The organism is Microcella frigidaquae, assembly GCF_014200395.1.
Lineage (GTDB): Bacteria > Actinomycetota > Actinomycetes > Actinomycetales > Microbacteriaceae > Microcella > Microcella frigidaquae.
On record NZ_JACHBS010000001.1, the window covers coordinates 556,113 to 574,355 of the forward strand.

Annotated in this window: 18 protein-coding genes; 5 read left to right on the forward strand and 13 right to left on the reverse strand. The window is 72.4% G+C overall.

Annotated features, from left to right (window positions below; translation table 11 throughout):
* A complete protein-coding gene (locus BJ959_RS02710) occupies positions 1-801 on the reverse strand; it encodes an NERD domain-containing protein (RefSeq protein WP_165879034.1) in 801 nt (266 codons plus the stop codon).
* A gap of 25 nt (positions 802-826) precedes the next feature.
* Positions 827-1,540, reverse strand: coding sequence for a lysoplasmalogenase (locus tag BJ959_RS02715; RefSeq protein ID WP_165879035.1), 714 nt, complete (start codon positions 1,538-1,540; stop codon positions 827-829).
* Between the two features lie 85 nt (positions 1,541-1,625).
* On the opposite strand from BJ959_RS02715, the gene BJ959_RS02720 reads away from it, so the two are divergent.
* Positions 1,626-2,048 carry an OsmC family protein gene (locus tag BJ959_RS02720; protein ID WP_165879036.1) on the forward strand — a complete coding sequence of 141 codons (423 nt, stop codon included), beginning with the start codon at positions 1,626-1,628 and terminating at the stop codon, positions 2,046-2,048.
* A 9-nt stretch (positions 2,049-2,057) separates the two neighbouring features.
* On the opposite strand, the gene BJ959_RS02725 is transcribed toward BJ959_RS02720, so the two are convergent.
* Complete coding sequence (locus tag BJ959_RS02725; protein WP_153981647.1) at positions 2,058-2,984, reverse strand: NADP-dependent oxidoreductase; 927 nt, start codon at positions 2,982-2,984, stop codon at positions 2,058-2,060.
* Positions 2,985-3,095: 111 nt separating this feature from the next.
* Here BJ959_RS02725 and BJ959_RS02730 point away from each other — a divergent pair, with 111 nt between their 5' ends.
* Positions 3,096-3,524 (forward strand): pyridoxamine 5'-phosphate oxidase family protein, encoded by a 429-nt coding sequence (locus BJ959_RS02730; RefSeq protein ID WP_153981648.1) that lies wholly within the window; start codon positions 3,096-3,098, stop codon positions 3,522-3,524.
* A gap of 57 nt (positions 3,525-3,581) precedes the next feature.
* Complete coding sequence (locus tag BJ959_RS02735) at positions 3,582-4,172, forward strand: HdeD family acid-resistance protein (protein ID WP_153981649.1); 591 nt, start codon at positions 3,582-3,584, stop codon at positions 4,170-4,172.
* Positions 4,173-4,186: 14 nt separating this feature from the next.
* On the opposite strand, the gene BJ959_RS02740 is transcribed toward BJ959_RS02735, so the two are convergent.
* The 5 genes from BJ959_RS02740 to BJ959_RS02760 form a co-directional block, all read right to left on the reverse strand.
* Positions 4,187-4,969: an anti-sigma factor domain-containing protein gene (locus BJ959_RS02740; protein ID WP_153981650.1), complete on the reverse strand. Its 783-nt coding sequence runs from the start codon at positions 4,967-4,969 to the stop codon at positions 4,187-4,189.
* Positions 4,953-5,513 (reverse strand): sigma-70 family RNA polymerase sigma factor, encoded by a 561-nt coding sequence (locus BJ959_RS02745; protein WP_153981651.1) that lies wholly within the window; start codon positions 5,511-5,513, stop codon positions 4,953-4,955. The genes BJ959_RS02740 and BJ959_RS02745 overlap by 17 nt, the downstream gene beginning before the upstream one ends.
* A 77-nt stretch (positions 5,514-5,590) precedes the next feature.
* Positions 5,591-6,217 (reverse strand): class F sortase, encoded by a 627-nt coding sequence (locus BJ959_RS02750; RefSeq protein ID WP_165879037.1) that lies wholly within the window; start codon positions 6,215-6,217, stop codon positions 5,591-5,593.
* Between the two features lie 25 nt (positions 6,218-6,242).
* Positions 6,243-7,091, reverse strand: coding sequence for a DUF4397 domain-containing protein (locus BJ959_RS02755; protein WP_153981653.1), 849 nt, complete (start codon positions 7,089-7,091; stop codon positions 6,243-6,245).
* A gap of 183 nt (positions 7,092-7,274) precedes the next feature.
* On the reverse strand, positions 7,275-7,883 hold the full coding sequence (locus BJ959_RS02760; RefSeq protein ID WP_165879038.1) for a zinc ribbon domain-containing protein: 609 nt from the start codon (positions 7,881-7,883) through the stop codon (positions 7,275-7,277).
* 268 nt (positions 7,884-8,151) lie between these two features.
* On the opposite strand from BJ959_RS02760, the gene BJ959_RS02765 reads away from it, so the two are divergent.
* Complete coding sequence (locus BJ959_RS02765; RefSeq protein ID WP_153981655.1) at positions 8,152-9,216, forward strand: hypothetical protein; 1,065 nt, start codon at positions 8,152-8,154, stop codon at positions 9,214-9,216.
* A gap of 47 nt (positions 9,217-9,263) precedes the next feature.
* On the opposite strand, the gene BJ959_RS02770 is transcribed toward BJ959_RS02765, so the two are convergent.
* Complete coding sequence (locus tag BJ959_RS02770; RefSeq protein ID WP_153981656.1) at positions 9,264-10,508, reverse strand: PrsW family intramembrane metalloprotease; 1,245 nt, start codon at positions 10,506-10,508, stop codon at positions 9,264-9,266.
* A 96-nt stretch (positions 10,509-10,604) separates the two neighbouring features.
* Here BJ959_RS02770 and BJ959_RS02775 point away from each other — a divergent pair, with 96 nt between their 5' ends.
* Complete coding sequence (locus BJ959_RS02775; protein ID WP_153981657.1) at positions 10,605-12,209, forward strand: AlkA N-terminal domain-containing protein; 1,605 nt, start codon at positions 10,605-10,607, stop codon at positions 12,207-12,209.
* Here BJ959_RS02775 and BJ959_RS02780 read toward each other — a convergent pair.
* The 4 genes from BJ959_RS02780 to cydB all read right to left on the reverse strand — a co-directional run bounded on the left by BJ959_RS02780 (position 12,206) and on the right by cydB (position 18,214).
* Positions 12,206-13,636, reverse strand: coding sequence for an aspartate ammonia-lyase (locus BJ959_RS02780; RefSeq protein WP_243739006.1), 1,431 nt, complete (start codon positions 13,634-13,636; stop codon positions 12,206-12,208). The two genes, BJ959_RS02775 and BJ959_RS02780, sit on opposite strands and share 4 nt — an antisense overlap.
* Positions 13,637-13,794: 158 nt before the next feature.
* Positions 13,795-15,453 carry a thiol reductant ABC exporter subunit CydC gene (gene cydC, locus BJ959_RS02785; RefSeq protein WP_153981658.1) on the reverse strand — a complete coding sequence of 553 codons (1,659 nt, stop codon included), beginning with the start codon at positions 15,451-15,453 and terminating at the stop codon, positions 13,795-13,797.
* Positions 15,450-17,201, reverse strand: coding sequence for a thiol reductant ABC exporter subunit CydD (gene cydD / locus BJ959_RS02790; RefSeq protein WP_341800018.1), 1,752 nt, complete (start codon positions 17,199-17,201; stop codon positions 15,450-15,452). Before cydD ends, cydC begins: the two co-directional genes overlap by 4 nt.
* On the reverse strand, positions 17,198-18,214 hold the full coding sequence (gene cydB, locus BJ959_RS02795) for a cytochrome d ubiquinol oxidase subunit II (RefSeq protein ID WP_153981659.1): 1,017 nt from the start codon (positions 18,212-18,214) through the stop codon (positions 17,198-17,200). The genes cydD and cydB overlap by 4 nt, the downstream gene beginning before the upstream one ends.
* Positions 18,215-18,243: the final 29 nt, after the last annotated feature.

Sequence of the window (18,243 nt, forward strand, 5' to 3'; positions counted from 1 at the left end):
CTAGCCGAGAACGGCGCCCAGCGGTTCGCTGATCACGTTGAAGGCGATCAACCCGCCGATGATGAGCGCGGCCGTCAGCCATAGTCGGTTTCGCACGATCGCCGCGGTGACTACTCGGTCGATCGTCTCAAAACGTTCGGTGACCTCATGATCAGGCATACCGTCGGTGAGCGCGCTGCCCCAGGTCGACAGGCGAGCGGCGGCCTCCCGAAGCTCGGCGCACTGTTCCGACGAGAGGGCTCGGGGGTTGCGTCGCAGCCAGCGCGTGAGACGAGAGAGCGTGAGCACGGCAACAACCGGCTCCTTCAAGCCGTAGCGCACCTCACGGGCGTCGACGAACACCACGATGGGTGTCACCTCGACGGGATAGCCGACAGCGGCGGAGAGTAGCCGGGCGGCGCGACCTGCCTCGTACTGCGCATTGCGCACGTACTGCGTCGGCTGCCCGTTGACCCGGATCGAGCCACCACCGGCGAAGATGCGGGCGTCATCGTGCCGCTTCGTGTTGATCGTGTAGGCCCCCGAGGGGCCGATAACCACGTGGTCGATGTCCGAGCCACGGTTGCCGATCGGCACCCCGTGGATCGCCGCCCACTCGCCACCCATCTTGTCCAGATTCCGACCGACGGCACGCTCGCCCAGGGCTCCCCGGTACCAGGCGCGAGCATCCGTTCGAAGGGGATGGATGCCGAACAGCCAGGCCAGGCGTGACTGCGGCGGGTCGGCGTCGTGGCGCGTGATGCACTCGCGCATGATGCCGATCGCCGGCGGGCGGGTGCGGAGATCGAGGACGCTGGTCACGCCACCCACACTACGCGAGCATGACTCACCCTGCCTGCTGCGAAGCCGCTGGCGTTGGGGCCAGCGCGCCCGCATCCGTGTACCCGGCCCGGTGGCGCGCCACCGCGATGACGCCCGCGATGATCAGGCCCTGCCCGAGGGTGTAGGTCAGCATGATGGGCAGGTCGACCTCCAGCACCGAGAAGCCGGGCAGGAAGCGGTCGAGCGCGAGCAGGGTGTCGCTGACGAGGAAGACGGCCGCGCCGATGCCGATAACCGGTCGGGTCGCGAGCGCGCACACGGCGGCCGCGCCGAGCACGAGCCCGTACAGCGCGACGGGCACGAGCAGCGAACCCAGGTAGAGACCCAGCGCAGCGATCATGCTGCCCCACCACACGACCCCGAGCAGGATGCCGTACCCGGGCACGCGCCGCGTGCGCAGCGGCCCCAGGTACAGCGCGAGGTAGGCGACGTGCGCAAGCCCGAACGCTCCCATGCCAAGCAGGAACCCGATGTCGCCGGGGTTCTGCAGCAGCACGTCGCCGAGCCACGAGAACACGAGGGCGAGCCCACCCCACAGCAGCAGCCGTGAACGCCGTACCGGAAGCCCCAGTACGAGGCCGAGCAGCAGCGCGGGCATCAGCAGCGGCTTCGTTGCGGCAACGATGCCATCGGCGCCGGCGCCGATCGCGACCAGGTGCACGATCGCGACCAGGGCGTAGGGGGTCAGCGCGGGAACGGGGCGCAGCTGGGGGAGCATGCGGCTCAGGCTAGTGCGCCAGGACCTTCGTCCTGAATCTCCGACGCCCGCGGCAACCGTGCGTCGCACGCGCCAGACTGGTCGCATGGCCGCCTCCCCCCTCGCCTTCACCGTGCACGCCCGCGCCGACGTCGAGAGCGCGATGCTGCTCGCCGCGAGCGACGACCTCCTCCTCGACACCCGCTGGCAACCGGATGCGCCGTCCGGCCACCCCGGACCGGCCGAGCTGCTCGCGGGCGCGTTCGCCGCGTGCCTCCTCAAGAACGTGGCCCGCTCGAGCGCGCTCCTGCCGTTCGCCTACCGGAGCGCGGAGGTGCAGGTGACGATGCACCGCCAGGAGGCGCCCCCGCGCTTCACCGCCATCGACTACGAGCTCGTGCTCACGACCGACGAGCCGCCGCACCGGGTCGAGCTGCTGCACCGCAACCTGCAGAAGTTCGGCACCGTCTACAACACCCTCGCCGCGGTCTGCGAGGTCACCGGAACGGTCACTGCCCGCGACAGCTGACGTCGCGCCTCACGCCGCGATGACGAGCACGACCTTGCCGCGCAGGTGCCCGCGCTCGAGATGCTCGAAGGCGGCGCGCACCTCGTCGAACGGGTAGCGCGCCTCGATCGGGAGGTCGATGGTGCCGTCGACGACGAGCGCGGCGAGAGCATCCAGGGTCGGCGGATGCACGGGGCCGCGCCCGACCGCCCGCACCCCGTAGGCGCTCGCGTCGGTGGCGATCGTGTTGATGCGGTCGACCGGCACGCCAACCGCAAGGGCAGCCTCGATGGTCGCGGGTCCGGCCTGGTCGAAGACGGCGTCGATGCCGTCCGGGGCGGCCGCGGCGAGCGCCGCCGCCAGATCGCCGGCGTAGTCGAGAGGCTCGACACCGCGCGAACGCAGCCAGTCGTGGTTGGCCGGGCTCGCGGTACCGATCACCCGGAGACCCCGGGCGACGGCGAGCTGGGCCAGGATGCCGCCGACGCCGCCCGCCGCGGCACTGACGACGATGGTGTCGCCGGGCTGCAGCGGCTGCGAGGCCAGGGCGTCCCACGCGGTCTGGCCGGCGAGCGACAGGCCGGCAGCCCGCTCGAGGTCGAGCCCCTCGGGCACTCGGGTCAGCGAGCCGTGCGGGGCGACCAGGTGCTCAGCGGCACAACCCTGGCCGATCGAACCGAAGACGCGGTGGCCGAGTGCGAGTCCGTCGACCCCCGGGCCGATCGCCTCGACCCACCCTGAGAACTCGCGGCCGACCCGCACCGGCGGCGGCAGCACGATGCGCGAGCGTCCGGCCCGCAGCTTGGCGTCGACCGGGTTGAGGCCGCAGGCGGCGACCCGCACCCGCACCTCTCCCGGGCCCGGTGCCGCGATCTCCGCCTGCTCGATCCGGAGCACCTCGGGGCCCCCGTTCTCGTGATAGGCGACGACGCGGGCGGCGATCGGGGCGAGCTCCATGCCGCCAGCCTATTCAGCCGCACTCGCCGACGGCGAGGGTTTCGGGACCTTCGGCCCTACTCCCGGGCGAGGCGCGGACGCTGGAATGGATCGACCGAGAGGAGCGCTGCCATGGTCATGGGATTCGGGGGAATCACCGAGCTGACGAACGACCAGTGCTGGGCGCTCCTCCGGTCGAACGACCTCGGTCGTATCGCGGTGAGCGCCGCCGGCCTCGTCGACATCTTCCCCATCAACTACGCCGTCGATGAGGGTGCCCGCACGGTGTACTTCCGCACCGCGCCGGGGACGAAGCTGCTCGAGCTCGCCATCAACGACCGCATCGCGCTCGAGATCGACGGGCATGACGAGCACGAGGCATGGAGCGTCGTCGTCAAGGGCAGCGCCGAGCGGGTGGAACGGCAGAGCGAGATGGATGCCGCGGAACGGCTCGGCCTCGAGCCGTGGATCCCGACGCTGAAGTACCGGTGGGTGCGCATCCGCCCCCTCGAGATCGCCGGGCGCCGTTTCGCCCTGGGCCCGGAGCCCTCCCGCGTCTAGGCTGACCCCCACGGGGCGCGACCGCGCCCCGACCACCATCCCGAAAGCAGGAGCTTCATGGCTGCCACGTCCGCCGCCCCCTCCCCCGTCGTGCTCGAACGGGGCTTCGTCATCGCCTCCGCCCTCTCGGCGATCGCCCTCGGCGTCGCCGCCCTCGTCTGGCCGGGCGCGACCCTCTTCACCGTGGCGCTGCTGTTCGGCGCCTACCTGGTGGTGAGCGGCATCTTCCGCCTGGTCATCGCGTTCACCGCCGACTCGCTCACTGCCGGCGTCCGCTGGCTCGTCGGGATCCTCGGCGCGCTGATCATCGTCGCGGGTATCGTCGCCCTCAACAACCTGGCCGGTTCGCTCGTCGTGCTCGCCTACGTGATCGCGTTCGGCTGGATCTTCGACGGCATCGCCTCGATCGCCGGGGGGTTCACCGGCCGCACGGCCCTGCCCCGCTGGCTCGCCGTCGTCGCCGGCCTGGTCTCGATCATCGCCGGTGTCGTCGTGCTGTTCCTGCCCGGCCTCGCGATCGTCACCTTCCTGATCTTCGGCGGCTGGATGCTCATCGCGATCGGTGTCGCGACGCTGTTCACACTGCCCCCGAAGACCCCGAAGGCGGAGGTCGCCAAGGCCGACGCCGCGGCTCCCGCCGCCAGCTAGCCGGCACACCCGCCCTAGACGTCGAGGGCCCCGCGCACGATGGAATCTCCGGAGTGCGTGGGGTCTCCGTCGAGGGGCTCGGCACTGATGTCGACGACCGAGTAGCGCGCGAGGTCGACCGAGTCGGGCACGATGAACTCGCCAGACCCTGACGTCAAGTAGCCCAGGCTGATCAGCCCGTCGATCTCGGGCGTCAGCAGCCACACCTCGCGCACGACGCGCTCGGCGACCTCGGCGTCGAGCGAGACGCGCAGGACGCGCTGCCCGTCGGCCCTCTGCGCGAGCGTCGCGTCACCGGAGGCGGACTGCCAGTCGGGGAGCGCATCGAGCGCGGTCGCGGCGAGCACCTGGCCCGCGTCGCGCGGGGCGGCGGCGCCCCAGCCGAGGATGCCGCCGGTGATGATCGCGGCAGCGGCGGCCGACGCGACGACGACCGCGGTCATGCGGCGGATGCCCGCACGCCGCTCGCGCCGCGTGATCAGCTCGACCACCGGAGACGGGGCACTCGACACGCTCACGACCGAGGGCACCCGGGCCGGCCGGCTCGGCGGCTGGAGAGCGGGGTCGAGCCCGAGCTCGCCGCGCACCGCCTGCCAGACGCGGGCGGGCGCTTCGATCAGGGCGACCTCGCCCATGGTGGAGCGTGCCACGGTGATCGTCGAGCGGAGAGCCTCGAGCTCGGCGCGGCAGAGCTCGCACCGGTCGAGGTGCGATCGCACGACCGCGTCGTCGGACGGTTCGCCGAGGGCGACGAGGGCCAGGGCATCCGCGTCGATGTGGTCAGTCGGCTGTTCCACGGCTCACCTCCAGTCGTCCTCTCAGTTTGGTCAGGCTTCGGCGGATGTGCGATTTCACGGTCCCGACCGGGATGCCGAGCCGGTCGGCGATCTGCAGGTGGGTCAGGTCGTCGAAGAAGGCCAGCTCCACCACACGGCGGGCGAGCGGCTCGAGCCGGGCCATCTCGTCCGCGATCAGGAGCCGGTCGGCGAGATCGGTCTCGGGCGCGGGCGCGATGTCGTCGCCGGTCAGGGCAGCCATCTGCTCGGTCATGGCGCGCTCGCGGGCCCGGGCCTGGTGCGTGTCTGCCACGGTGTTGCGGGTGATCCCGACGAGCCAGGCCGACAGCGAGGCCCGCGCGGGGTCGAAGCGCTCCCTGCCCCGCCAGGCGGCGACGAAGACTTTCTGGGTGACGTCCTCGGCGTCGGTGGCGTCACCGAGCGAGCGCAGGGCCAGCGAGTAGACCAGGGACGACCACTGGCCGTAGATCTCGGCGAGGGCGCGCTCGTCGCCCTCGGCGAAACGGCGCGCCAGGTCGGTGGCGTCGTCGAGGCTCGTGGGCACCGCTGCCGCCTCCCCTCGACTCGCCGGACGACGGACGCTCCGGGCGTCCGTCGGCGCAAGCGTAGCCGGTGATGCTGTCACGAGACCTTCTCGGCCGTCACGATGTAGTTGTCGGTGTAGTTGCGGATCTCCTCGATGAAGTCGCCCCCGCAGGTCACGAGGATGAGCTTCTCGGGCCCGAAGGTCTGGAAGTACCGCCCCCACGGCACCTCCCCCTTGTCGAGCTTCTCGACCGAGACGATCTCGTAGATGTGCCGCGTGCCCTCCGCGTCTGTGACACGCACCCGGGTACCCGGCTGCGCACCGCGGAGCTGCGCGAACGGGCCGACCCCCTCGACCCGGTCATCGACGTGCGCGGCGATGATCGTGTTGCCGGTTCCGCTGTTGGGCGCCGACCCGAACTCATACCAGCCCGCGTCGAAGGGGCTCTCCGGCAGGCTCATCTGGCCGTCCGCGTCTCGACCGTGCGGCTCGACCGGCATGTCGATGCCCAGATCGGGCACCGTCACGCGGGTCGGCGGCGACTTGACGACCTGCAGCAGGTCGAGGCTCGGCAGCGTCGCCTCCACGCGGGCGGCCCGGAACGGGTCGTACGCGGGAGTGCCCCGCTCCTTCCCCTGCGTGAGGGAAGGAGCTGAGCATCCCGAGATCAGCACCAGGCCGGCGACGGTCAGCAGCGTGGTCGCCGCCAGCCTGGTGCGCATGATCTCTCGCTTCACTCGGAACGGATCAGCGCTCGGCCGCGACGCGACGACGCGTGACCACGACACCCGCGGCGACCAGCAGCGCCAGGAGCGCGGCGGCGCCGGCGATGGCCGCGCCGTTGACCGGAGCAGCGTTGTCGGCCACGAGGCCCGCCGAGCCGGCCGGGATGCCGCCAGCGGCCTCACCGATGGTGAACGGGATGATCGAGTACGCGCCATCGACCGGGCCGTAGGCGTGCAGGAAGTAGTGCACGCCGGGCTCGAGCACGGTGTCGGCCGCGTCGATCGCGACGGCCAGCGGGTCGGAGCCCGCGACCTGGACCTGGATGTCGTAGGTGCCGGCAGGAACGGTGACCGTGCCGCCGGTGCCGTTCACCACGCCGCTGAACAGCTCGGTGTCGGGCAGGGCCACGACGTTGACCGCGGGAGCCTCGGCGGTGTGGCGCACCGTCACGCTCGCGTTGCCGTCACCGGCGGCCGAGAGGTCGTTCTCGAACGGCGTGAGCACGAAGTCGCCGTCGGCGTCCGGGTGGGCGACGAGGGTGTACGAGGTGTTCGCCGCGATGTCCGCGCCGCCCGCGCCGGTGCCGAAGAGGCCCGAGCCGGGGGTGATGGTCGCCGGGGCCGGCGAGGCGGCCGGAACGATGTCGACCACGTAGTTGCCGGGGGCGACGTCGACGAGCGGGGTGACGGTGGTCGGGTCGAAGCCCTCGATCGCCAGGTCGCCGTTGATGTACACATCGACCTCGACGCCGGGCACGGCGTGCACGACCCAGATGTCGGCGGTGGTGCTGCTGAGGGCGGTCGCCGGGGCGGCGACGCCGACCGAGGCGAGGGCGGCGACGCCCAGGCCCGCGAGAATACGGTTGCGCATGGTTCCTCCTTGGTAGGGCCCCCGAGAGGGCGTTCCCCTGTCGGGGCGTCAGGCGGAAGTGCCTTCACTCTTCACTTCCCTCCGACGCGCGCCGACGGATGCGGCTAGGGCTGGCAGATGCCTGGGAGGAGACTGCGCAGACGCTGGAGGCGCTCGGGCGCGCCTCGGTCGGAACAGCGCGCGTCAGGCGATGACCGCGCCGAGGCTGCCGACGGTCACGATGAGCCCGGCGACCCAGAGCACGAGATTCACGGCCCCGGCGGCGAGCCCGGCGATCGCGAGGGGTCGGCCGCGCACGGCGCCCGACGCCGTCTCGCGCAGGGCGCGCACGCCGAGGATGCCGCAGACCGTCAGCGCGCCGGCGGTCAGCACGAAGACGGCCGCGATCGCGACGAGCACGGGGCCCCAGGCCCCGCCGGCAGGGGCGCCCTCGCCCAGGGCGCGACGCGCGAACTCCGAGGCGACGAGGTTGCCCACGACGGAGATGAGGAGCGGGGCGATGCCCGCGGCGAGAGCTCCGAGGGCTGCCGCGCTGCGCTGCGGCTGCGTGCTCAGCGGGGTGACCGGGATGCGGGCGGGAACCTCGTCGTGCGCCTTCGGTTCCTCCACCGGCGTCGCCGGCTCGGGCGGCGCCGTGGCCTCCGGTACCGCGGCGACGAGCTCCGGCACCTCCGGTGGCGCGGCCACCACGGGCTCCGGAACCGGCGGCGCGGCGGCGACGGCCGCCCCGCAGCGGGTGCAGAACCGGGCGCGCTCGCGCAGGGGGCTCCCGCACGTCGTGCAGCTCGCCATGCCGTGCGCCTCCGGGTCGACCGATCGTGCGGGCCCGGGACGGGCCGCTCCTCGACCGTCAGAGTAGCAACGGCGCGCCCCGGCTCGGCGGGCGGGAGCATCCGGACCGCGCAGACCGACCATTGACGACCGCGGCCCGGGCGGCGCACACTGGAGGAAGAACAGCTCGCCGCCCAGGAGCGCAGGAGGCATCGCCCCGCCACTGGGCGGCGAGTCATTTTCGGCCCCGGACTCCCCCTCGCGTCGCGCTGCATGCCAGCATGACGCTGTGGACCGCACGATCGACTACACGCCGCTCTTCGCTCCCGTGACCGCGACGGAGGTCGCCGAGTTCCGCCGCGCGACGCTGGCGGCACGACCGAACGCCACCGCCGAGCAGGTCAGCCGGATCCTCGGGCTCGTGCTGGGCGGCGTGATGGTGCTCGTCCTGGGTTTCTCCGTGCTCGCGCCGGCGGTGCTGGCCCTCGGTGCGCTGCTGAGCGGTGCGCTCGACCCGGTCGACGCGATCATTCTGATCTTCCCGCTCATCCTGATCGCGATCGGCATCGGCATCGGCGTCACGGCCTGGCGAGCCCGGCGCTTCGACTGGGAGAAGCGTCTGCGCATGGCGCGGTTCGCCGCCGCGAACGGCCTCCGCTACGAGTCGCTCAGCCCGGCTCCCAGCTACCCCGGCCTGATCTTCGGCATCGGCACGAGCCGCCAGGTCACCGACCACCTGCGCACCGCCGACGGGCGCTACCTCGACCTCGGCAACTACCGGTACACGACCGGCAGCGGCAAGAACCGCACCACCCACCACTGGGGCTTCCTCGCGCTGCATCTCGACCGGGCCCTGCCGCACATGCTGCTCGACTCGCGCGCCAACAACGGCCTGCTCGGGTCCACCAACCTGCCGGCCGTGTTCTCGAACGACCAGGTGCTGTCGCTCGAGGGCGACTTCGACCGGTACTTCCGCCTCTACTGCCCGAAGGAGTACGAGCGCGACGCGCTCTACGTCTTCACCCCCGACCTCATGGCCCTCCTCATCGACGAGGCGTCGCCGTTCGACGTCGAGATCATCGATCAGTGGATGCTCGTCTACAGCGCCCGTCCGTTCCCGCTCGCCGATGCCGCCACCTATCAGCGGCTGCTGCGCATCGTGTCGACGGTCGGCGCGAAGACGCTGTCGCAGACCGATCGCTACGTGGACGAGCGAATCGGCGAGTTCAGTGCCAACATCGTGGCCCCCCAGGGGCAACGGCTGCGACGGGGCGTGTCGGTGCTCGGCATCGTCATGGTCGTCGGATTCGCGCTGGTGTGGATCGTCAGCACGATCACCTCGTTCAGCCCCTGACCGCGGGCGATTCGCGCCCGGCGGCCGCGACGGCGGTCAGACGGCGGTCAGACGGTGGCGCCGTGGAGGGCGTGCCGCGAGGCGGCGACGCGCGCGAGCAGCTCGGCCTCGTCGGCCTGCGCCCCGATCATGTCGCGGTCGCCGACGATGCGCTGCCGCGCGTAGGCGAGGCGGGTCGCGTCGCGGATGAACGCCTTCATCGCCGGTCCGAGACCGTGCGACCGCGCCCACGCCATGGCGGTGCGCCGACCGGCCGGGCTCGACAGCATCGCGACCTCGTCGGGGTGGAACCAGCCGACGGTCGCGTACTCGGTGAGCCGATCGAACGTCACCCGCCGCTCCTGCTGCCGCAGCAGGCTCACCAACCAGACGGCGACGACGAACATCGGCACCTGCACCAGCAGGTAGTAGCCGTAGAAGTCGCTCACGAAGAACAGTGCGCCGTTCCAGAACGCGTGCAGCAGGATCGCCGGGATGCTGCCCAGGGCGAAGGCCACGACGCCCCGGAACCAGCCGGGACGCTGGGCCGCGTAGCCGATCGCCGCCCCGATGAAGGCCGTGAACATGACGTGGGCGAACGGCGACATGATGCCGCGGATGAAGAACACCTCGACCGGGGCGCCCCCCGCGACCAGCTCGCTGCCGAAGTAGAGGATGTTCTCGGTGAACGCGAACCCGCCCGCGACCCAGGCGCTGTACACGATGCCGTCGACGGGTCCGTCGAAGTGCCGCCGCACGGCGAAGAACAGGAGCAGCACGCCGAGCCCCTTGCCGAGCTCCTCGACGATCGGCGCCTGGATCGCCGCGCCGAAGAACTCGGCCCCGAACTCGCCGAGGCCCGCCGCGGCGATGACGCTCTGGATCTCGGCATCGACGATGAGCGCGATGAGCACGCTGACCCCGGCACCCCAGAGGAACGCGAAGACGAGCGCCCCGCGCGGCTCCGGCTCCCACCGGTCGATCCAGCGGATGCCCCAGAACACGATGCCGAGCGGCACGAGCGCCATCAGGCCGCCGATGATGACGCCGCCGGGCCCGAGCCCCACGAACAGGTAGGCCAGCACGAACAGCATGACGAGCGCGAGGCCGATGAAGCCGATGATCGCGGCGACCACGAGCCCCGCGTTCGAGCGGCGACGGACGGTGGCGAGCCCGGGCTGCACGAGGTGCGCGGTCTCGAGCCGCACGTCGTCGGGTGCCGCGGCGGGCGGTGCCACGCTCACGAGGCCGGAGGCCGTCGCGCTGTAGTCGGGAGTGCCGTGCGGGTGGGGGGACGCGTCGGGGCCGGTCATGGGGACACTGTAGTGGCGCGGCGGCCGCGGGGGCAGGGGTGCCGCGATGTCCGAAAACCGCTGGTGCGAGCATCCCGCGCCTGCGACGCTGAAGGGGTGCCCGCCCTCGACCACGACCGCTGCTACCGTGCGCTCGCCGCGCGCGACGCGCGCTTCGACGGCCAGTTCATCGCCGGCGTGCACTCCACCGGCATCTACTGCCGGCCCAGCTGCCCGGCCGCGACACCCCGACCGCACAACGTGCGGTTCTACCCGACGGCCGCGGCCGCCCACGAGGCTGGCCTGCGCGCCTGCAAGCGGTGCCAGCCGGATGCCGTGCCCGGCAACCCCGACTGGAACCTGCGCGACGACCTCGCCGGCCGGGCCATGCGCCTCATCGTCGACGGCGTCGTGGAGCGCGACGGCGTTCCCGGGCTCGCGCAGCGGCTCGGCTACAGCACCCGGCACCTGACGCGCGTGCTCGGCGAGGAGCTCGGCGCCGGGCCGCTCGCGCTCGCCCGGGCGCATCGGGCGGAGGCCGCCCGCACCCTGCTCGCCGCGACCGACCTGCCGATCGCCCAGGTCGCGCACGCGGCGGGCTTCGCGAGCATCCGCCAGTTCAACGACACCGTGCGGGAGATCTACCGGCTCACTCCGATCGAGCTGCGCCAGCGGGCGCGCCGCGCCCGCGACGCGATCGACCCGGCCGCCCGTGCGGGCGGCCCGCACACGCCCCTGACCCTCCGCCTCGCCGCCCGCGCGCCGTTCGACGGCGCCGGCGTTCTGCGGTACATCGCCGACCACGCCGTGCCGGGGGTCGAGCGGGTGCTGCTCTCTGCCACGGGCGAGCCCCGCGGGGCCGAGCGGTGGATCACGCTGCCCGGCGGCCCCGGACGGGTGTGGGTCGAGCTCGACGCCGAGCGCGCGGGCGTGCGCGTCACCGCGGCGCTCGCCACGCTCGCCGACGTCGCGCCGCTCACCGCCCGGGTGCGGCGATGGTTCGACCTCGACGCCGATGCGGAGGCCATCGACGCCGCGCTCGGGGCGGATGCGCTCCTCGGGCCGCTTGTCGCGGCGGTGCCCGGCATCCGCATCCCGGGCGCTGTCGACCCGGCGGAGACGCTGCTGCGAACCATCGTCGGACAGCAGATCTCGCTGCCCCCCGCGCGGACGGTGCTCGGCCGCCTCGCCGCCGAGCTCGCTGCCGAGCCGGCTGCCAAGCTCGCCGCCGAACTCCCCGCCGAGCCGGCCGTCGATCAGAGCACGGCGCCGCCCCACGACGACGCGCTGTTGCCGTTCCCCTCCGCGGCCGCCATCGCCGAGCACGGGGCTCGGCTGCTGCGCGGGCCGGCCGCGCGGGTGCGCGCCGTCGTCGCGGTGGCCGAGGCGCTCGCCTCGGGCGAGCTCGTGCTCGACGTCGGCATGACCACGGCCGAGCTGCGGGCCAGTCTGCTCCGGATGCCCGGCATTGGCCCGTGGACTGCCGACTACGTCGCGCTGCGGGTGCTGGGGTCGCCCGACCTGCTGCTCGCGACGGATCTCGTGCTGCTGCGCACCCTGCGGGCGCGCGGCGCCGCTACGACGCCCGCCGAGGCCGCGGCGCTCGGCACCCGATGGGCGCCCTGGCGCTCGTACGCGACTCTGCACCTGTGGCGCGCCGCGCCGCCAGCCGGGGCGGTCCCCCGGCCGGTGAGCGCGCGCACCGCGGGCGAGCCCGCCTAGTTCTCGGGCGCCACCATCGGCAGCGGGATCGCCCCCGTCGCCGGCACGACGCCGCTGAGCCGCTCGGGCGAGAGCACCTTCGCGATCTGCTCCTCGGTCATGAGGCCGCGCTCGATCACCAGCTGGCGGATCGGCACCTTCGTCGCGAGCGCCTCGTACGCGAGGGCCGCCGACTCCTGGTAGCCGATGTAGGGGGTCAGCGCGGTGACCACGCCGACGCTCGTCTCGACCATCTCGTTGAGCCGGTCGACGTTCGCGGTGATGCCGTCGACGCAGTTGAGGCGCAGCGTGCGGCAGGCGTTGGTCATCCAGGCCAGCGACTGCATGATGCTCGTCGCGATGACCGGCTCGAAGGCATTCAGCTGCAGCTGGCCGCCCTCGACCGCGGCGGTCACCGTGGCGTCGGCACCGATGATCGAGAACGCGACCTGGTTGACCACCTCGGGGATCACCGGGTTGACCTTGCCCGGCATGATCGAGCTGCCCGCCTGGCGCGGCGGCAGGTTGATCTCGCCGAAGCCGGCCTGGGGGCCGCTGGAGAGCAGGCGCAGGTCGTTGCAGATCTTCGAGAGCTTGACGGCAGCCCGCTTGAGCGTGCCGGAGACGGTCATGAAGATGCCGGTGTCGCTCGTCGCCTCGATGAGGTCGGGCGAGGTCACCATCTCGTAGCCGGAGATCTCGCTGAGGTGCCGGCGGACGGCCTCCGCGTAGCGCGGGTCGGCGGTGATGCCGGTGCCGATGGCGGTCGCGCCCATGTTGATCTCGTTGAGCCACGGGATGATCTCGCTGAGCCGCTCCTGGTCCTCCCCGAGAGTCGTGGCGAAGCCGCGGAACTCCTGGCCGAGGGTCATCGGCACGGCGTCCTGCATCTGGGTACGGCCGACCTTGAGGATCTGCGCGAACTCCTGGCCCTTCGCCGAGAACGAGTCGATCAGCAGCCGGTGCTCGTCGAGCAGGCTCTTCAGGCTGAACACCATCGCGAGCTTGATGGCAGTCGGGTAGACGTCGTTCGTCGACTGGCTGCGGTTGACGTGGTCGATGGGGTGGAAGTTCGCGTAGTCGCCCTTCTCCTTGCCCATCAGCTCGAGGCAGCGGTTGGCGATGATCTCGTTGGCGCACATGTTCGTGCTGGTGCCCGCGCCGCCCTGCAGCACGCCGAGCACGAACTGGTCGTGGAGCTCGCCGTCGATGATCTCCTGGCAGACCTGGTCGATGAGGTCGGCCCGCTCGGGGCGGATCACCCCGATCTCCTTGTTGGCACGCGCGGCGGCCTGCTTCACCATCGCCAGCGCGATGACGAGGTTGGGGTGGTTCGACAGCGCCCGACGGGTGATCGGGAAGTTCTCGAGAGCGCGAGCGGTGTGGATACCCCAATAGGCGTCCGCCGGGATCGGCATCTCGCCGAGCGAGTCGCGCTCCATGCGCATCGCGCGCGGAGCCTCCGGATCCTCATCGAGTCCGGGTCGGTAGACAGGAACCCCGTCGTCGCTCGTCATGAACGTGGGAGCAGGGCCGGTGGTGCGCACCATGAGCGTGAGCCTCTTCCTCGAGGAATCGAAACGTCGGATGCGGTGGCGGTGCAAGCCTAGCGCGCAGGGCGCAGCCGGTGGCGACCCGTGACGAGCGCGTCGGGCACGGGGGTGTGCGAGATGACGAGCACGGCCCGGTCGGCGCCCGCCGCCGCGCCGAGGAGCTCGGCCAGCAGGCTCTCGGCCCGGTCGGGGTCGACGTTCGCCGTGGGCTCGTCGAGGATCAGCACGGGCGCATCCGCCAGCAGGCCGCGGGCGAGAGCGATACGCTGCGCCTCGCCGCCGCTCACCAGACGGCCGCGCTCGCCGACCGGCGCGTTGAGCCCGCCGCGCGCCCGGCACCAGTCGCCCAGCCCCACTCGGTCGAGCACGGCCAGCAGGTCGTCGTCGGTCGCCGTGTCGCACGCGAACAGCAGGTTCTGCCGGATGCTCTCATCGAACAGGTGCGGGCTCTGCTCGCAGAGCACCACGAGGCGGCGCACCGCGTCGGGGTCGAGGTCGCGCGCATCGACGCCCCCGATCGTGTATTCGCCCTCGTGGTCGAGGAACCGCACGAGCACGTGCGCGAGCGTCGTCTTGCCCGCGCCGCTCGACCCCTCGACGACCAGGCGGTCGCCGGGTGCCAGGTCGAGGTCGAGGTCGCGGAGGGCGGGTGCGGCCTCCCCCGGCCAGCGGGCCGACACACCGCGCAGCCGGATGACCGGGGCCCCGCTCGGTGGCGCGGCGGGCCGCGCGGGCACAACGGGCAGCTCGGCGGGTGCCGCGGTCGGGACGACCGCGGTGATGCGCTCGGCGCTCGCCCGCACCCGCCACCACGCCGAAAGCGCCCCGGGCAGGGTCGCGACCACCTCGAGCACGGCGAGCGGCACGAGCACGAGCATCACCAGCTGCGGGCCGGTGATCGCACCGGCGGTGAGCGAGGGCGCCGTGACGAGCAGCGTCGTCAGGAGGGTCGCGCCCGCACCGAGGGTGAACAGCGCGGCGACGCCGCCCGCCGCGAGCGACTGGCGCGACTCAGCCCGCCGCAGCTGCGCGTCGAGCTCGAGCACGCGGGCACGCTGAGCCTCATCGGCCCCGTACGCGCGCAGGGTCTCCCAGCGGGAGACGTGCTCGAGCACCGCATCCGTGAGGGCCGCCCGGAGCGGCGCGATGCGCTCGTCGGCCCCGCGGCTGACGAGGCGCAGCAGCAGGGCGGCGAGCGCGTCCGTCACCAGGAGGCCCCCGAGCAGGGCGAGCCCGGCGCCCGCGTCGACCCACCACACCCCGACGACGGCGAGCCCGGCGACGGTGAGCGCGGTGACGAGGGGCTGCAGCACGCGCAGCGGAAAGTCTTGCAGGGCGTCGACGTCGCGCACCAATGTGGTCAGCAGGTCGCCGCGACGCACGCCGCGGAGCCCGTCGGGCGCGACCGGCAGGAGGCGGCGGAACACGCTCACCCGCAGGCCGGCGAGCGCGCGGAACGCCGCGTCGTGCGCGACCAGGCGCTCGAGGTAACGGAAGACGGCGCGGCCGAGCGCGAAGGCGCGCACGCCGACGATCGCGAAGCCGAGGAAGAGGATCGGCGGCTGCTCGGCCGAGCGGGCGATCAGCCAGGCGCTCGTGGCGAGCAGCGCGACGGCCGAGCCGCTCGCCAGCACGCCGAGGCCGAGCGCGGGCAGGAAGTCGCGCAGCGGCGGCACGGAGGCGCGCAGCACGGCGCGGCGGCCGGCGGTCATCGGCCCGCTCCCTCGAGGGCGGCGGATGCGACGGCCTCCACGACCACTCGCTCATCAGCGGCGGCCATGACGGACCTCCGGTGGGTGACGACGACCACGAGACGCCCCTCGTCGGCGAGGGCGCGCAGGCCGGCGATGACGTGCCGCTCGCTCTCGGCGTCGAGGGCGGAGGTCGGCTCGTCGAGCAGCACGACGCGGCAATCGCGCTGCTGGGCGTGGTAGTGCGCGCGCGCCAGGGCGACCCGCTGGGCCTGACCGCCCGAGAGGCCGTCGCCGGCCGCCCCCAGCACCGTGCCGCGCGGCACGTCGTCGAGGCCCGCCCAGGCGAGGGACGCGGTGACCTGCGCGTGATCGATCGTCGGCGCGCCGAGCGCGACCACGGCGTCGAGCGGGCCGCCGGTGAGGTCGGGGCGTTGACCGGCCCAGGCGATGCGCCCGAGGCGGTCCTCCGCGTGCAAGGCGGCGCCGTCGAGCAGCACCTCCCCGTCGTGGGCGATGAAGCCGAGCACGGCGCCGAGCAGTGAGCTCTTGCCGGCACCGCTCGGGCCGGTGACGACGAGCACCGTGCCGGGCATCCAGGCGCCGGAGAGGCCGTCGACGACGACGCGGTCGCCGCGCCGTACCGCAAGGCCGCGCAGTTCGAGGGCGGGCGGCGTGCGCCCCGCATCCGTCGACGACGACGACGCCGATCGGTCACTCGTTGCGATCGTCTCCGCTGACACCGGCAACGAGCGACCGATCGACGCTGTCGGCTGCAGCGATGCAGACGCGACGGATGCGGGCTCGCGCTCGAGCAGCTCGAGCACGTCCTCCGCCGCCGCGAGTCCCTCGCTCGCCGCGTGGAACTGGGCGCCGACCTGGCGCAGTGGCAGGTAGGCCTCGGGCACGAGGATGAGGACGAAGAGCCCCAGGCCGAGGAGCAGCGAGCCGTCGATGAGCCGGATGCCGATCGAGACGGCGACGAGCGCCACCGAGAGGCTCGCCGCGAGCTCGAGCGCGAAGCCGCTGAGGAACGACAGGCGCAGAATCGCCATCGTGCGGCGGCGGTAGTCGTCGGTCACCTCGGCGATCCGATCGACCTGGCGGTGCTGCCGGCCGAACACCATGAGCGTCGACAGCCCCTGCACGACCTCGAGGAACCCGTGCGCGAGCACGCCGAGCTGCCGCCACTGCTTCTGCTGCACGGCCCGGGTGCTCAGCCCGATGAGTACCATGAAGACGGGGATGATCGGCAGCGTCAGGATCACCGTGATGCCGGTCGTCGTATCTGCCAGCAGCAGCACCCCCACGATGAGCGGCGTCGCCACCGCGGTGAGGATCAACTGCGGCAGGTAGCGGGCGAGGTATCCGTCGAGGGCGTCGAGCCCCTGCCCGAGCAGCGTCGCGACCCGCGCCGAGGAGGTGGCGCCGAGAAGCTCGGAGCCGCCGGCATCGAGGGCGGTGATGGCCCGCGCGCGCAGCTGGCTCTTGACGCGGGCGGCGCCGCGCACGGCGAGGGCATCCAGGGCCGCCTGGGTCAGCGCCCGGGCGAGGATGCTCAGAGCCGTCGCGATGACCAGCGCGCCGAGCCGCTCGACCGGAACGCCGTCGACGACCGCGGCGATGGTCTGCGCCGCGAACCAGCAGAACGCGATGATGCTCGCGGTGTGGCCGACGGCGACGACCGCGCCGGCCGCCAGCAGGACGCGGGCGGCCGACGCGGTGCGCAGCAGTCGGGGGTCGAGCGGTTTCAGGGCGCCGCCCCTCAGTGCGCGACGACGGGGATCGCCGTGCGGGTGACGCGCTTGCGGAACACCCAGTAGGTGAACCCCTGGTACGCGAGCACGAGGGGCAGCATCACCACGGCGACCCAGGTCATGACCTCGAGCGTGTACTGCGAGCTGGAGGCGTTCTCGATGGTCAGGCTGTAGGCCGGGTCGATGGTCGACGGCATGACGTTCGGGTACAGCGCGGCAAGGATCGTGAGCACCGCGAACACGACGGTCGCAGCGGTGAGACCGAAGGCCCAGCCCTCGCGACGGATGCGGTTTGCGACCCACGAGCCGATCAGGGCGACGGCCGCCGCGGCGGCGAAGCCGACGATGAACGCGAGGTGCGGGGCGCCGAGGTGCTGCACGATCGTCCAGACCAGGAAGGCGGCGGCGACGACGATCGTCACCAGTCCGGCCTTCACCGAGAGGGCGTGGGCGCGCTCCTTCAGCTCGCCGTCGGTCTTCAGCGCCACGAACTGCACGCCGTGGGTGAAGAACAGCAGCAGCGTCGTGAGGCCGCCGAGCAGGCCGTACGGGTTCAGGAGGTCGAAGAGGGTTCCGACGTAGGTGCCGGTCTCATCGATCGCGACGCCCTGGATGATGTTCGCGAACGCGACGCCCCAGAGCAGCGCGGGCACGGCCGAGCCGACGATGATCATCCCATCGAACCAGGCCTTCCACTGGTCCGAGCGGCCGAGCCGGCGGTACTCGAAGGAGACGCCGCGGGCGATGAGGGCCAGCAGGATCAGCAGCAGGGCGAGGTAGAACCCGTCGAACAGGGTCGCGTACCAGTAGGGGAACGCGGCGAACAGGGATGCGCCCGCCACGATCAGCCAGGTCTCGTTGAGGTCCCAGACCGGGCCGATGGTGTTGATCATGACGCGCTTGTCGGTGTCGTCCTTGGCGAGGAAGGGCAGGGCCATGCCGACGCCGAAGTCGAAGCCGTCGAGCACGAAGTAGCCGATGAAGAAGAATCCGACGATGCCGAACCAGAGGAGAGCGAGATCCATGAGGGGTGTCCTTCGATTCCGTGAGGGGC